The sequence below is a fragment of the Pseudoalteromonas sp. GW168-MNA-CIBAN-0100 genome (genome assembly GCF_040309225.1).
Lineage (GTDB): Bacteria > Pseudomonadota > Gammaproteobacteria > Enterobacterales > Alteromonadaceae > Pseudoalteromonas > Pseudoalteromonas arctica.
On the sequence record NZ_JBEOOL010000009.1, the window covers coordinates 85,426 to 100,725 of the forward strand.

Below are 15,300 nucleotides of genomic sequence, written 5' to 3' on the forward strand. Positions count from 1 at the left end.
AAAATCATGAGTGCGTTTAAATACCTAGAATCGGAAAGCCCAGTCAATCTCGCAAGATGGCATGAGTTAGAAAGAATCATGTCTGATTCAATGCAAAATAATTATTTTAAAATGGTTTATCAACCGCTTGTATCATTAGGAACGGGAAAGTTGGTCGGCTTTGAGTCGCTAGTAAGGTGCCAATCACCGCGCTTTGGCATTGTTGGCCCTGATGAGTTTATCCCGCATGTAGAGCAATCGGGAATGATTTTAGAATTAGGTGACTGGATTTTTGAGCAATGTTTGTCTGATCTAAAACAGATGCGACATTTTGGTATGACAGATATTGCTGTTTCTTTAAATATTTCACCGGTACAAATTTTAGATGGTGATGTGTTTTCAAAAGTAATGGCTTTGCTAGAAAAGCACCAAATACCACCAGAGGCCATCAAAGTAGAACTAACGGAAACAGCGCTCATTCATAGTCCTGATAAAATAGCTAAGGCGTTTGAAAACTTCCATAAAGAAGGCGTAAAGGTGTGGATTGATGATTTTGGCACTGGGTACGCGTCTTTAGGTCTACTTCGTCAATTTGATATTGATGGTTTAAAAATTGATCGCAGTTTTGTAAGTGGTATTGCAACTAATAATGAAGACTTTACGTTATGTAGTGCAATTATTGCGATGGCTCAGCGATTGGGCTTACAAACTGTAGCAGAAGGCATTGAAGAGAATGAGCAATTACAAATATTAGAACAACTTGGTTGTGATATTGCTCAGGGGTACTTGCTCGATAAACCGCAAACATTAACAAAAAGTATTGATACCTGGGCTCTGTAATTGTTTATATTCATTTTGATTTGCAAAATGCAAAAAATAAATTACTCTTAAACTACAACTCTTACATTTTATTAGTGTACGAAGCTTTAACTTACACAAAGGTTATCTATGCCTATATCAGAGCAGTTTATCGATAAAAGTATTACTGAGCTAAACGTTTTAATTCAACTTGAAAAGGATGTTGGAATAAGCGTTTTAGCTCGATTAGTAAACTTATTTATCGATGAATTAGCTACTATGGCTAACCAATTAGATACGGCAATTAGTAATGCAGATATTATAAAAATTAGAGAAATAATGCATGTTTTGAAAAACTCGGCTGCTTTATATGGAGCCGCTCCTTTAGCTGCATTGGCAACACAGTTACACGATTCACCACCACCAACCACAGAAGAAAATTTGCACGCAGGGCTTGTTATTAAGCATAACTTGGATAAAACCCGAGATGCATATCAAATAATGAGTAAGAGTATAGCTATCTAGGAGAAAGCCGTGTCAGATATAATGGGTAAAGGTCTTGTTTATATAGTTGAAGATAGCATCGCAAGTGGTGCTTTGTACGCAAGTCAGCTAGAGCAAGTAGGTTTTGAATGTAAGCATTTCGCAGATGGGTATTCTGCGTTGGTCGGTATTAAAGAAAAAATGCCTGCGGTGATAGTACAAGACGTATGTTTGCCTGATATAAGTGGGCTTGAAGTTTTACAATTTGTAAATAAACAAAAAAATCCTGCTAATGTAGTCATGATCACCTCAAATAGTTCTATTGATATTGCAGTGGAAGCTATGCGTTTAGGTGGCTTTGATTTTTTAGAAAAACCCTTCACAAGTCAGCGACTTATTAGCTCAGTAGAAAGTGCGTTAACACCCAAAGAGCAAACTAAAGTACAACCTTTGGTTGAAAGCAGTGATAAAAGCCAAGATTTTGTTGGTGAATCACTCGCAATGAAAACCGTTTTTAGATTGCTAGATAGCGCAGCTAGAAGCAAAGCATGCGTATTTATTACAGGTGAAAGTGGAACCGGTAAAGAAGTATGCGCACAAACCCTTCATGATTCGAGCCCTCGCAGCCAAGGTCCTTTTATTGCAATAAACTGCGCCGCTATACCAACCGAATTATTTGAGTCTGAATTTTTTGGTCATGTTAAAGGTGCGTTTAGTGGGGCGTTAAGCGATCGAAAGGGCGCTGTTGAAGTGGCCAACGGCGGTACGTTATTTCTAGATGAACTATGTGAAATGGAGCTTAACTTACAAGCTAAGTTATTACGCTTTTTACAAACCGGCATATTTAGCAAGGTTGGTAGCAGCGAGGTATTACACAGCGATGTTCGCTTGGTATGTGCAACCAACAGAAATCCAATAATAGAGGTAGCAGAAGGGCGCTTTAGAGAAGATTTATATTATCGTTTAAATGTTATCCCCGTAAAGCTCCCGCCTTTAAGGGAGCGCGGAAACGATATTTTACTGCTCGCTGAGTATATTTTAAAACAAAAAAGCGATAGCAACGCTAAACATTTTATTGGCTTTTCTGATGAAGTTAAGGCGCTTTTTTGTAATTACGATTGGCCAGGAAATATACGCGAACTGCAAAATGTAATTGAAAATACAGTCGTTATTAATGATGGCGATGTAATAGAAAGAGATATGCTACCAAATTCATTTGGTCTAGGCGCTGTAAAACACTCAAGCTCAACTAAGTCAATTCACAATACAAACGATCAGAGTGTTCAATTATCTCCTATGTCGGTTCACGATATAGAACCATTATGGCAAGTTGAAAAAAGGGCTATTGAAAACGCAATCAAAAGCTGCGAAGACAACATTCCTCTTGCTGCTGCTTATTTAGGGGTAAGTGCATCTACCATTTATAGAAAAATAAAGGGATGGTCTTAAAGCTTTAATAGATTTTAATTGCAATTTTAGGTTGAATTAATAAAAGTTACCCTAAACTCTATGTGTAAGAGCAAAATTAATTTTTAATCTGAAATAGTAAAAGGAGATCGCAATGAGTAACACTAGTTTAAAACCTGCGGATATTATGCCATCACTAGTAGTGAGTGATGTTGATGAGAAAAAGGTAGATTTAGTTGACAGAATAAGTGACTCTCCGTGGAAAATGATTGTTGTTTATCGAGGCCAGCACCGCCCTAAATGTACTGCGCAACTCAACGAGCTTGCTAAAGTTCATAAAGACTTTAAAGAGACTGGAGTTGAAGTGGTTGCAGTAAGTGGTGATAGCCATGAGCAGCTTAATAAACATCTTGAAAAAATAGATATTAACTTCCCAATTTACTATGGTTTAACAATCGAACAAATGACTGATTTAGGGCTACATATTAGCGAGCCTCGCAGTGGTGCAGAAACTGATCATCCATTTGCTGAACCAGGGATTTATGTGCTTAATGAAAAAAATCAGCTTCAAATGGTCGATATATCAAACAGCCCGTTTGTTCGTCCTGATTTAGAGCAACTGCTAGGTGGAATTAAGTTTTCAAGAGAAAACGACTATCCAATCCGGGGCACATTTATTAAATAGTATTCATTTTACATGGTTTCAAAAAAGGCACTCTTCAGCTGTCTCTTGATCACAAGTCTGACTCAAGAGATTTTGCTAAATCGTAGCCTTCCAGGATGGCTTGTAACTTAAGCCATCCTTGCCACAACACTTTCACAGATGCACGCCCTGTGCGCTTGGTATCTTTCCAGCCTCCTAACTTTGCCAGTTCCTGATACGCCCATGACATATTTGGAGCAGTTTCAGGCAATGGTGTTTTTATTCTCTTTAACCACAATAACTTCCATGCTTTGGGAGATAACAGTTGTTCACAACTTGGAGAATCAGGCTGCTCATTGGTGAACTTTAGTTGCAATATTCGCGTCGCAATAAAGCCATTAATCGTCACCAATCTTTCCATGTTATCTTGGCTTTGAAGGCGTAAACTTTCGATATCCGTGCCATCACTTTTCCAGACTTTATGGTATTCCTCTACAAGCCAACGGTGCTCATAGTAGGTGATGATAGCTAAGGCGTCTTCTTTGCTGGTGACTGGTTCACTGGTTAATAGGTGCCAGCTTAAGCCGTTCTCAGCGTTTCCTCTCTCTGCACAGCCGACATAGTAAACTGGGAGGGAGCGTCCTTTCTTATTGTAAGGCGCTTTGAGTGTCACTGGCGCATAGGTGATATCCAGTGTTGCGCTTCGGGCTTTTCTTCCTCCTTTTTGTGCAATGTGGATGTGTTTGGTGCCTGCACTCATCAGCTCGCTTGCAAACGCATAGAGCTTATCCTCACCTTCTTCAATATGACGACTTTGCATCGAGCGTACGACGAATCGTTGCTGCTCGGTCAGTTTATACTGCAAGTATTCGTAGATGTCCGCTTCGCGGTCACACACCGATATCACGTTCGCCATTTGTCCTTGCAGCCGCTCTGCCATCGCTCGTGACGCTGACTCCCACTTGTAACTTTCTTTTTCTTCGTAAGAAGTCGTCGCGTGTTTTTCTCTTTTTCCAATCGTGTTGATATCACGACTCCAGCGAGACTGTTCAATTAATCCCACAACTTGCTTTGTGTCTGGCGCAAACAGTAATACGCTATGAGCTAACAAGCCTCGTTGTTTTGCTCCTCGTCCGACATGACCCAAATCATCTCGAATGGAGGAATGTTTATAAATTAGTGTGGTCGTGTCTTCTAATGCGAGCAATAAGTTATGACTTTTTGCTTGTTCAACCGTGGCTTTAAAGCCTGACTCTGCTATAGCCGTTGCGTCAATATTCTCGTTGCGAATAAAGCGGTAGGCACCTTCCATATCGGCGGGGGATTGAGTGATGTTCACAAGTGGTTTTCCTGGTTCATTTGCAAGCGTTGATGCTAACTTTACCAGACGCGCTGTTCTTCTTGGATCACCTAAGTCCGATTTACCGAATTGTTGTTTTGCCCAATGAGTATGTTCGTTAATCATAATGTGCCCTCAAACAAGATTTGAAGATCTGATCATGACATTGAGATTTAGTTCAAAAAAATCCCCGCTAATTTCTTAGCAGGGATTTGTGTATAAGAGACAGCTCTTCAGTGCCTTTTTTATTTATTTTTAATAAATTTACTTGAAAACAATTTTACCGTCCATATATAGTTAAGTAGGACGCCTGATGGGTCCTAAATTAAACTTAAACAATTGAAATTTATATTATTAGTTAAACTTTGCTTGAGCTTGTTCAATAGAAAAGCACATGCAAAATATCGCTTAAATATGAGGATATTATTATGCGTACAGTAGACTTATCACCACTTTATCGTTCATTTATCGGCTTCGAACATTTAGCATCACTTATGGATGCGGCAGCTAATACAGACAAGCAGCCGAGTTTTCCTCCTTACAATATAGAAGCACTCGATAAAGACAAATACAGAATCACTATGGCCGTTGCCGGTTTTAGTGATAGTGAATTGACCATTGAGTCAGAAAACAACACATTAAAAGTTGCAGGTATTAAAGCTAATAAAGATGAAAATAATGAACGTAAGTTTATTCATCAAGGTATAGCAGAGCGTAACTTTGAACGTAAGTTTCAGCTTGGAGACCATGTAAAAGTACTTGGTGCCGATTTAGCTAACGGCTTATTGAGCATAGAGTTACAGCGTGAAATTCCTGAAGCACTTAAACCACGTAAAATAGAAATTGGTAATAGCAATCTAATAGAAGGTAAATAGTCTTCTAAAGTACATATTCCCCTGATTATTTAGCCGCCTCATTTGAGGCGGTTTTTTTACTTAAAGCGCTTCTAAATTATTAAGGTAGTAGGTTGCTTGTTGCAGCGTTTGTTCTTGAAGTGTTTTATCTTGTTTATCCCAGTTTTTATATACCATACCAATACGTGGATTCTTCTCTAGCCTGTCTCTGTGTCTATTCATGAAATGCCAATACAAGCTATTTAGCGGGCAGGCCTTATCTCCTACTTTTTGTTTAACATCGTACTGACAGCTTTTGCAGTAATCGCTCATTTTATTAATGTAGTTACCGCTTGCAGCATAGGGTTTTGTTGCAATTATTCCATCATCGGCAAACTGGCTCATGCCTCGAGTGTTGGGCATTTCTACCCATTCTATGGCATCTATATAAACGCCTAAGTACCAGTTGTCTACGTCATCAGGGTTAATACCTGTAAGCATGCAAAAGTTCCCAATAACCATTAGGCGCTGAATATGATGGGCATAAGCGGTTTCAAGGCTTTGTTTGAGTGAGTGGCTTAGACAATTCATTTTTGTAGAGCTGTTCCAAAAATAAGATGGCAGTTTATTTTTGGCTTGCAATTGATTTTTAACTGCGTAGTCGGGCATGTTAATCCAATAAATGGCACGTACATACTCTCTCCAGCCTAATATTTGCCTAGTAAAGCCCTCTACTTGCGAGAGGGATATTTCATTGGGTCTTTGTTCGTATTCGCTTATTACACGTTTGATTACATATAACGGGTGGAGTATTTTTGCGTTTAGGGCAAACGATAAACGGCTATGGTACAGGCTGGTATTGTTTTTACTTTGATCTGTCATCGCATCTTGAAAGTGACCAAAGCGACTAAGTAAGTGCTCACAAAAGTATTCAAGAGATTCAATCGCTTGTTTACGCGTTGTTGGCCACTCCAGTGAATGTTCATTTATTTCACCCAAATAAGCGACGTTGTGTTTATTTAAACGAGAAATAATGCTGCTAACATCAGTATTGAATAACTTAGGCTCTGGGATGTCGGCTAAGTCTTTTTTGGAAAATTTATTACGATTATTACTATCAAAATTCCATTTGCCACCAGTTGGCTTTGCATCATCAATTAATATATTAAATTGCTTACGCATAGCACGATAAAAGTGCTCCATTGTTACATGCTTGTTTTTTGTAAAGCGTGTTTTTATATCGGTGAACGGTAATAAAAAGTGTTCAGTATCTGTAGCAATTACATTTAATGAGCTATCACTTTTAAACTTAGCTAATTGAGATTTTAGCCTAAACTCGTCAGGGTATTGATATTCAATAGAGTCGCATTGGTATTTATCGGCAACTCGCTTGAGTAATTCAATCAAGTCCTTGTCGTCATCGGTATCATCAAGTGTTAAATACAAAACATTAAAACCTGCCGTGTTTAATGCAGTTGCAAAGTTTTCCATAGCATTAAAAAAAGCACACAGTTTTTGAATGTGATGTTTAACGTAGTCAGTTTCTTGTTTTAGTTCTGCGATGAGGTAAAGCGTGTCGTCGTCTTTTTGCTTGTACCATGAATGAGATGGGTTTAGCTGATCGCCTAGTATTAGTCTGAGTGTTTTGTGATGGGTCATAGTAAAGCCAAATTTTTTTATACGGACGTATTTAATTAAAGGATCGTTTTACTATTTAACTACGAGTGAATAGAGCAAAAAGGCTTAACCGATTATCAAGGCAATAAAGGCGTGTTGGATCATGGTGTGCAAATGAGTTTAATTAATGGGGAGGTTAAGTAAGTTAAATTGCCACCCCTAAAATTTTATATTTAAATTTTATTACTTTGCTTTTGCTGCATTTTTTGTTGTAACGAAACCACATTAGATACATTAAATAGAATATTGCTGGCAAAGTTTTCAAAATATTTAAGGGCTTTTTTCCAAGCGAGCTGGCTCTCAGGAGTAAAGTGTTTACCAAGGTGCTCTTTAAGGGTTTCGTAAAACGCATCAGATAATAGTGCAATGTCACTTTGCGAAACACTGCTTTTTTTTAGGTACATTAAATGATGTGCTAAAAAAGGAGCTACCGATGCTGGCTTATCTAAATGTTTAACAATTCGCTCTAACACACAAAAAAGGGTAAAACTCTTTTCGTTAAATTGTAAGGCTGTTGGGTAATTCATTTCAATGCTAGATTCAGCCAATTTACTGTGAAATCGAGCCGTGAATGCATGAAAATTTGGCTTAATAATTGTTAAGTTATTTAACAATGCTGATTGTTGTTGGTTCATTTTTATCTCGCTGCAGTGAGTAATAACTATTATTATTAAGTGGCATAAAATTGATTATAGCGGGCAGATAAAATTCTGCACGTTTTTTTAGTGTTAAAGTATGGGTTTTAGTTATATCAATTTATTTTCTAGTAAATTGTAAGCATCTAGAAGGTACTAAGGTAGCTCAAATTTAGTTTGTTTGATTTTCACTCAAAAATAATAAGCTGTAATATTTAATAATTTAGAGACAGCATTTTATAAAATTGATTGATTACTTATGTTACTTATATATACATTAAATTAGCATCTTGACGAATTGGAAATTTTACAAACTAATTGCGTATTATAGTTGCTAATCATCCCGTACATCCTTATAATAGCGGCCATTGTTTAGCATGTTGTAAAACAGCTAACAGCGATATTAAATTTAAAGTTTGATATCTATTGGCGCGGGATGGAGCAGTCTGGTAGCTCGTCGGGCTCATAACCCGAAGGTCGTCGGTTCAAATCCGGCTCCCGCAACCAATTCTACTAGTAGGTATTACCTTACTAATTTATATCGCGCATTCTAAGTAATGCGCGTTTTGCGTTTTAGACTATGTAGTTTAATTAGGTCAGTTTACTGACTCGCAACCAAGCTTGGCCCTAGGCCACACAGTTTTATGCTTTATTGGTGTGACGCCCCGCTTGGTTCGGGGCGTTGTTGTATCTGCACCTTGCGATTTGTGGCAATTGTCATCAAATTAAAACTTAAACTCAGTATTTTAGGGCTATAAGCCCTTTTTTTGTTTGTATGGAGGATTTTCGTGACAAAACTTGAACAAGATTTAGTAACCATGTTAACGCCTGCGGTAGAAATGTTAGGCTTTGAATTGCATGGTCTTGAATTTGTGCAAGCGGGTCGCCATTCTACCTTAAGAGTATATATTGCTCATGAGGATGGGATCTCAGTTGATAACTGTGCGGATGCAAGTCGCCAAATTAGTGCGATTTTAGACGTCGAAGACCCAATTACAAATGAATATGATTTGGAAGTATCGTCTCCTGGTGTTGATCGTCTATTATTCAAACAAGATCACTACGAGCAGGCGCAAGGAGAGGAAGTACGCGTGCGTACTAAACTTCCACAGGATGGTCGTCGTAATTTTAAAGGCGACTTAGTAGCAGTTAGCAGCGATATGATCACACTATCTAGCGATGGTGCAGAGCATCTGATCATGCTTAGTAACATCGAACGTGCGAATTTAATCGCGAAGTTTTAAATTCGAGTGCGAAGGAATAGGGCAAGCGAGGCATTACCCATGGCAAAAGAGATATTATTGGTTGCTGAAGCCGTTTCCAATGAGAAAGCGGTTCCAAAAGAAAAGATTTTTGAAGCTCTAGAGTTCGCTTTAGCGACAGCTACAAAGAAAAAACACGATGGCGAAATTGAAGTACGCGTAGCAATTGACCGTAAAACCGGTGATTACGATACGTTCCGTCGTTGGCAGATTGCCGCTGTATTAGAAGATGGTTCTTTAGAGAACCCATACAGCGAAATCACTCTAGAAGCAGCACAGGTTGAAGAACCTGATTTGCAAATGGGTGATTATGTTGAAGAGCAAATCGACTCAATCAAATTTGACCGTATTACAACACAAATGGCTAAGCAAGTTATCGTACAAAAAGTACGTGAAGCTGAGCGCGCTTTAGTTGTTGAAGCATACAAAGATCAAGAAGGCGAGCTGGTAACGGGTGTTGTTAAAAAAGCAACTCGCGATGCAATCGTACTTGATTTAGGTAACAACGCAGAAGCGGTAATTTATCGTGATGACATGTTACCACGTGAAAACTTCCGCCCGGGTGACCGTATCCGTGGTCTTTTATATGAAGTTAAGCCTGAAGCACGCGGTGCACAATTATTTGTAACGCGCTCTAAACCTGAAATGCTAATGGAATTATTCCGCATTGAGGTGCCAGAAATTGGCGAAGAGATGATTGAATTACGTGCAGCAGCACGTGATCCAGGTTCACGCGCTAAAATTGCTGTTAAATCTAACGACAAACGCATTGACCCAATTGGTGCATGTGTTGGTATGCGTGGCGCACGAGTTCAGGCTGTATCGTCAGAACTTGGCGGTGAGCGTGTTGATATCGTACTTTACGATGACAACCCGGCACAATTTGTTATCAATGCAATGGCGCCAGCAGAAGTTGCTTCAATCGTAATGGATGAAGACACTCACTCAATGGATATCGCTGTAGAAGCAGATAACCTAGCGCAAGCAATTGGTCGTAATGGTCAAAACGTTCGTTTAGCAAGTCAGTTAACTGGCTGGGAACTAAACGTAATGACTGTTGAAGACATGCGTACTAAAAATGAAGCTGAATCTGATAAGTTACTTAACTTATTCACTGAAAATTTAGAAATTGATGATGAGTTTGCATCATTACTTATCAACGAAGGTTTCTCGACACTTGAAGAAGTGGCGTATGTACCAGCGTCTGAATTTTTAGAAATTGATGGTCTTGATGAAGAGACTGTAGATTTACTGCGCTCACGCGCAAAAGATGCATTGACAACTAAAGCACTTAAAACGGAAGAAAGCTTAGATGGCGCAGAGCCAGCTGAAGACTTACTTGCGCTTGAAGGTTTAGAGCGTCACTTAGCATTTGTTATGGCAAGCAAGGGTGTTGTTACACTTGAAGACTTGGCAGAGCAAGGTATTGACGAATTAGTTGATATCACAGAACTTTCATCTGAAAAAGCGGGTGAACTGATTATGGCTGCACGAAACATTTGTTGGTTTGCAGACGAGTAATTTATTAACGGAGGTATTACACACTATGGCAGAAGTAAATGTTGAAAAACTAGCCGGCGATATAGGTACGACTGTTGATAAATTGCTACAGCAGTTTTCACAAGCAGGTATCACTAAGCAAGCAACTGATAACGTAACAGAAGCTGAAAAAGCAACGTTACTTGATCATTTAAGCAAGCATCATGGCGGTACAGGTTCAGATGGCCCAGCGCGTATGACTTTACAACGTAAGAGCAAAAGCACTTTAAGTGTTACGGGCTCTACTGGTAAAGCAAAAGATGTTCAAGTTGAAGTTCGCAAAACACGTACTTACGTGAAGAAAAGCGCAATGGAACAAGAACAAGAGCAAGCTCGCTTAGCTGCTGAAGAAAAAGTGCGTCTTGAAGAGCAGCAAAAAGCTGACCAAGAAGCCGCAGAATTAAAAGCGAAACAAGAGGCAGAACGCAAAGCGAAAGAAGAAGCCGACCGTAAAGCCAAAGAAGAAGCTAAACGCAAAGCTGATGCAGAGCGTAAAGCGAAACAAAAGCAGATGACCCCAGAGCAAAGTGCTAAGTCTGAGAAAGATCGCATAGAAGCTGAGCGTCTGCAAAAAGAAGCAGAAGAGGCCGCATTGAAGAAAGCTGAAGAAGAAGCGAAACGTCAAGCAGAAGAAGCAAGAAAGCTAGCTGAAGAAAACTCGGCACGCTGGAAGAAAGAAGAAGAAGAACGTAAGAAACGCGAAGAAACAGCGGATCACCATCTTACGACTTCTACTTATGCACGTGAAGCAGAAGATGTTGCCGATGCTCGTGATGAGCAAGGTACACGCCGTGCTAAGAAAAAGAAAAAAGCGCCAGCAAAAGATAAATTTGCAGCGTCAAGAGGCCGTAACAAGTCTAAGTTAAAAGCACCTGCATCATTACAACATGGTTTCCAAAAACCAACTGTTGATGTTAAAAATGAAGTGCGTATTAGCGAAACAATTACAGTAGCTGAGCTTGCATCACGCATGGCCGTTAAAGGCGCTGAAGTTGTTAAAACAATGATGAAAATGGGTGACATGGTTACTATTAACCAAGTGATTGACCAAGAAGCTGCACAATTAGTTGCAGAAGAAATGGGTCACAAGGTTATCATTGTTAAAGAAAACGAATTAGAGCAAACAGTACTTAATGACCGCCACGAAGATGGTAAGTCAGAGCCACGTGCTCCAGTAGTAACTGTAATGGGTCACGTTGACCATGGTAAAACATCAACTCTTGATTACATTCGTTCTGCGAAGGTTGCTTCTGGCGAAGCCGGTGGTATTACACAGCATATTGGTGCATACCATGTTGATGTAAACGGTCACATGATCACCTTCTTAGATACACCAGGACATGCTGCATTTACTTCAATGCGTGCTCGTGGTGCTAAAGCGACTGATATCGTAATCCTAGTAGTTGCAGCAGATGATGGCGTTATGCCACAAACTAAAGAAGCGGTACAGCATGCTCGTGCAGCTGGCGTTCCTTTAATCATCGCAGTAAACAAAATGGATAAAGAAGGCGCAGATCCAGATCGTGTTAAAAACGAACTTGCTGTACTAGACGTTATTCCAGAAGAATGGGGCGGCGATACGCAGTACGTTCATATCTCAGCTAAAACTGGCTTAGGTATTGACGACCTTCTTGAAGCAGTATTGAACCAATCTGAACTTCTAGAGCTTTCTGCACCTACTGAAGGTATGGCGGCTGGTGTTGTTATTGAATCTCGTCTTGATAAAGGCCGTGGTCCAGTAGCATCAGTACTTGTTCAATCTGGTACGCTTAACCAAGGTGACATTGTATTATGTGGTCTTGAGTATGGCCGTGTTCGTGCAATGCGCGATGAAAACGGTAAAGACATTAAGTCAGCTGGTCCATCTATTCCAGTTGAGATTTTAGGTCTTTCTGGTATTCCAGCTGCAGGCGACGAAGCGACTGTAGTTAAAGATGAGCGTAAAGCGCGTGAAGTTGCTTTATACCGTCAAGGTAAGTTCCGCGATGTTAAACTAGCACGTCAGCAAAAAGCTAAGCTTGAAAACATGTTTACTAACATGACTGAAGGCGATGTTTCTGAAGTTAACGTGGTACTTAAAGCAGACGTTCAAGGTTCTATCGAAGCAATCTCTGATTCACTAACTAAACTTTCTACTGATGAAGTGAAAGTGAAGATTGTTGGTTCAGGTGTTGGTGGTATTACCGAAACTGATGCAACACTAGCTGCAGCGTCTAACGCAATTGTAGTTGGCTTTAACGTTCGTGCTGATGCTTCAGCTCGTAAAGTTATCGAGACTGAAAACTTAGACCTACGTTACTACAGCGTAATCTACAGCTTGATTGACGAAGTTAAACAAGCAATGTCAGGTATGCTAGCGCCAGAGTTTAAACAAGAAATCATTGGTCTTGCTCAAGTTCGTGACGTATTCAAGTCTCCAAAAATTGGCGCAATCGCTGGTTGTATGGTTACTGAAGGTGTTATTAAACGTAGCGCTCCAATCCGTGTACTACGTGAAAACGTTGTTATCTATGAAGGTGAACTTGAGTCACTTCGTCGCTTTAAAGACGATGTTGCTGATGTTCGTAACGGCATGGAATGTGGTATCGGCGTTAAGAACTACAATGACGTACGTGTTGGTGACCAAATCGAAGTATTCGAAACAGTTGAAGTACAACGTACTCTATAATTGTTACTAGGGAGTATTGAACGCTCAGGTTAACGCCGGACGTTCTACACACCCTACGCTAAGATTTTAAATGGGGGCTTAGCCCCCATTTGCATATCCATTATTTAGTTAACTTATTATTTAATTTCAATAAGTTATTATTTTAGGACAAGTATAATGAGAGAATTTTCTCGCACTGATCGTGTTGCACAGCAAATCCAAAAAGAGATTGCTGTAATTTTACAACGCGAAATTAAAGATCCACGCTTAGGTATGGTGACAGTGTCAGCGGTAGAAGTATCGCGCGATTTATCTTATGCCAAAATTTTCATTACTGTGTTTAACACACAAGATGAAGACGCAGCAAAGCAAAGCGCAAAAGTACTTAATGAAGCAACGGGCTATATTCGCTCGTTACTTGGTAAGCGTATCCGTGCACGTATAATGCCTGAGTTAAAGTTTGTAGTTGATAACTCATTAATGGAAGGTATGCGTATTTCTAACTTAGTGGATTCTATTATCCGCGAAGATAACGCAAAGCATGTAGATGAAGACGTAGAAAGTGTTGATGCTGCTGATGTTTCAGATAGCGAAGAAGGTACTGATCACGTAGACGATACAGATAGCGAAGAAGGCACTGATACAGATGGCAAAGCGCAGTAAAGGCCGTGCAGTTGACGGTATTTTGTTGTTAAACAAACCTGAAGGCATTTCATCAAATAAAGCATTACAGCAAGCAAAAAGTGTTTATTTTGCGCAAAAAGCTGGGCACACAGGTGCTTTAGATCCACTTGCTACAGGTATGCTGCCAATTTGTTTTGGTGAAGCGACTAAGTTTACGCAGTTTTTACTCGATACAGATAAAACCTATATAGTTCGTGCACAACTGGGTGAGCGTACAACAACATCAGATTCTGATGGCGAAATTGTTAGCACTAAAGATGTGAACGTTACGCGTGAACAGCTAACAAAAGAAATAGCTGCTTTTGTTGGTGAGTCTGAACAATATCCGTCAATGTACTCAGCTCTTAAGTACCAAGGTAGACCGTTATATAAGTACGCGCGCGAAGGTATTGAAGTTCCTCGTAAATGCAGAAAAATAAACGTGTTTAGCTTATCGTTTGACGAATTTGATGAGCAAAGCAATGTATTACAAATGACGGCCCATGTATCTAAAGGGACCTACATTCGTACTATCGTTGATGATTTAGGCGAAAATCTAGGCTGTGGCGCACACGTTATTATGCTCCACAGAACCGCTGTTGGTCAGTATCCGGCAGATAAAATGGTCTCGCTTGATGAGATTGAAACGTTGCTTGCTAAAGCGAAAGAAGAAGAGCTTGCGCCTTCAACTTATTTAGACTCGCTATTGCTACCAATTGATACTGCTTTAACTGATTTACCCGTTGTTGAAATTACAAAAGAACAAGGGGGAATTTTTAGTCACGGGCAAGCTGTAGAATTATCAATCGCTTTACCTGATGGTGCAATTAAAGTTGTTGCGGATAATATATTTATTGGTACTGGTGAGCGCAACTCAAACGGTCATTTAAAGGTTAAACGTGGTCTTGCTAGTCAGCAAGACGATTACGTGAAGCCTGAATAAGCAACTAATGTGCCTAACGGTGGCTTATTAGTTGTAGTTGGGGATAATTAGCTTGTAGTTATTCCTACAGTTGGTAGAATACGCCCGCTTAATCGTTTTGGCTGAATTAGTGATCGGCTAAGACACCTTTTAAATTTAATTTTTGGAGTTACTATGTCACTAAGCAATCAAGAAAAAATCGATATCATTGCTAAATTTGCACGTGCAGAAGGCGATACAGGTTCATCAGAAGTACAAGTAGCATTACTTACTTTTGACATCAACAAGCTTCAAGGTCACTTTGCTGATCACAAGCATGACTTCCACTCACGTCGTGGTCTGCTTCGTAAAGTAAGCACTCGCCGTAAACTACTTGATTACCTTAAAGGTAAAGACATCACTAGTTATACTGCGTTAATCAAAGAACTTGGCCTACGTCGCTAAGAACTAGATTATAGAAAAAGGAGCTTTTT

The 15,300-nt window shown here is 39.7% G+C and carries 14 protein-coding genes and 1 tRNA gene; 12 read left to right on the forward strand and 3 right to left on the reverse strand.

Annotated features, from left to right (window positions below):
* Window positions 1-6: 6 nt before the first annotated feature.
* The 4 genes from AAEY62_RS07505 (at window position 7) to AAEY62_RS07520 (ending at window position 3,352) form a co-directional block, all read left to right on the forward strand.
* The gene (locus tag AAEY62_RS07505) at window positions 7-819 is read left to right on the forward strand and encodes a putative bifunctional diguanylate cyclase/phosphodiesterase (protein ID WP_225305785.1); all 813 of its coding nucleotides are present in this window, start codon (window positions 7-9) and stop codon (window positions 817-819) included.
* Window positions 820-927: 108 nt separating this feature from the next.
* Window positions 928-1,302, forward strand: a complete 375-nt coding sequence (locus tag AAEY62_RS07510; RefSeq protein WP_350634751.1) for an Hpt domain-containing protein — start codon at window positions 928-930, stop codon at window positions 1,300-1,302.
* A 9-nt stretch (window positions 1,303-1,311) separates the two neighbouring features.
* Window positions 1,312-2,709: a sigma-54-dependent transcriptional regulator gene (locus AAEY62_RS07515; RefSeq protein ID WP_101164084.1), complete on the forward strand. Its 1,398-nt coding sequence runs from the start codon at window positions 1,312-1,314 to the stop codon at window positions 2,707-2,709.
* Between the two features lie 112 nt (window positions 2,710-2,821).
* Window positions 2,822-3,352, forward strand: coding sequence for a redoxin domain-containing protein (locus AAEY62_RS07520; RefSeq protein WP_350634752.1), 531 nt, complete (start codon window positions 2,822-2,824; stop codon window positions 3,350-3,352).
* Between the two features lie 49 nt (window positions 3,353-3,401).
* Here the strand turns inward: AAEY62_RS07520 and AAEY62_RS07525 are convergent, their stop codons facing one another.
* The gene (locus AAEY62_RS07525; protein ID WP_121955487.1) at window positions 3,402-4,775 is read right to left on the reverse strand and encodes an IS4 family transposase; all 1,374 of its coding nucleotides are present in this window, start codon (window positions 4,773-4,775) and stop codon (window positions 3,402-3,404) included.
* Between the two features lie 302 nt (window positions 4,776-5,077).
* Here AAEY62_RS07525 and AAEY62_RS07530 point away from each other — a divergent pair, with 302 nt between their 5' ends.
* On the forward strand, window positions 5,078-5,524 hold the full coding sequence (locus tag AAEY62_RS07530) for an Hsp20 family protein (protein WP_007585496.1): 447 nt from the start codon (window positions 5,078-5,080) through the stop codon (window positions 5,522-5,524).
* A gap of 60 nt (window positions 5,525-5,584) precedes the next feature.
* Here AAEY62_RS07530 and AAEY62_RS07535 read toward each other — a convergent pair whose 3' ends face one another.
* Together AAEY62_RS07535 and AAEY62_RS07540 are read right to left on the reverse strand one after the other, a co-directional pair.
* Window positions 5,585-7,141 carry a cryptochrome/photolyase family protein gene (locus AAEY62_RS07535; RefSeq protein ID WP_101164005.1) on the reverse strand — a complete coding sequence of 519 codons (1,557 nt, stop codon included), beginning with the start codon at window positions 7,139-7,141 and terminating at the stop codon, window positions 5,585-5,587.
* Window positions 7,142-7,332: 191 nt separating this feature from the next.
* Window positions 7,333-7,794, reverse strand: a complete 462-nt coding sequence (locus AAEY62_RS07540; protein WP_007585499.1) for a globin domain-containing protein — start codon at window positions 7,792-7,794, stop codon at window positions 7,333-7,335.
* A 430-nt stretch (window positions 7,795-8,224) separates the two neighbouring features.
* Here AAEY62_RS07540 and AAEY62_RS07545 point away from each other — a divergent pair.
* The 7 genes from AAEY62_RS07545 to rpsO all read left to right on the forward strand — a co-directional run bounded on the left by AAEY62_RS07545 (window position 8,225) and on the right by rpsO (window position 15,271).
* Window positions 8,225-8,301, forward strand: a tRNA-Met gene (locus AAEY62_RS07545).
* 281 nt (window positions 8,302-8,582) lie between these two features.
* The gene (rimP, locus tag AAEY62_RS07550; RefSeq protein ID WP_002958482.1) at window positions 8,583-9,038 is read left to right on the forward strand and encodes a ribosome maturation factor RimP; all 456 of its coding nucleotides are present in this window, start codon (window positions 8,583-8,585) and stop codon (window positions 9,036-9,038) included.
* 39 nt (window positions 9,039-9,077) lie between these two features.
* Window positions 9,078-10,577, forward strand: coding sequence for a transcription termination factor NusA (gene nusA, locus AAEY62_RS07555; protein ID WP_007585502.1), 1,500 nt, complete (start codon window positions 9,078-9,080; stop codon window positions 10,575-10,577).
* A 25-nt stretch (window positions 10,578-10,602) separates the two neighbouring features.
* The gene (gene infB / locus AAEY62_RS07560) at window positions 10,603-13,263 is read left to right on the forward strand and encodes a translation initiation factor IF-2 (RefSeq protein WP_007585504.1); all 2,661 of its coding nucleotides are present in this window, start codon (window positions 10,603-10,605) and stop codon (window positions 13,261-13,263) included.
* Window positions 13,264-13,419: 156 nt separating this feature from the next.
* Entirely contained in the window at window positions 13,420-13,905 is a 486-nt protein-coding gene (rbfA, locus tag AAEY62_RS07565) for a 30S ribosome-binding factor RbfA (RefSeq protein ID WP_007585506.1), read from the forward strand.
* The gene (truB, locus tag AAEY62_RS07570; protein ID WP_197237002.1) at window positions 13,889-14,848 is read left to right on the forward strand and encodes a tRNA pseudouridine(55) synthase TruB; all 960 of its coding nucleotides are present in this window, start codon (window positions 13,889-13,891) and stop codon (window positions 14,846-14,848) included. The genes rbfA and truB overlap by 17 nt, the downstream gene beginning before the upstream one ends.
* Window positions 14,849-15,001: 153 nt before the next feature.
* Window positions 15,002-15,271 carry a 30S ribosomal protein S15 gene (gene rpsO, locus AAEY62_RS07575; RefSeq protein ID WP_007585509.1) on the forward strand — a complete coding sequence of 90 codons (270 nt, stop codon included), beginning with the start codon at window positions 15,002-15,004 and terminating at the stop codon, window positions 15,269-15,271.
* Window positions 15,272-15,300 lie beyond the last annotated feature (29 nt).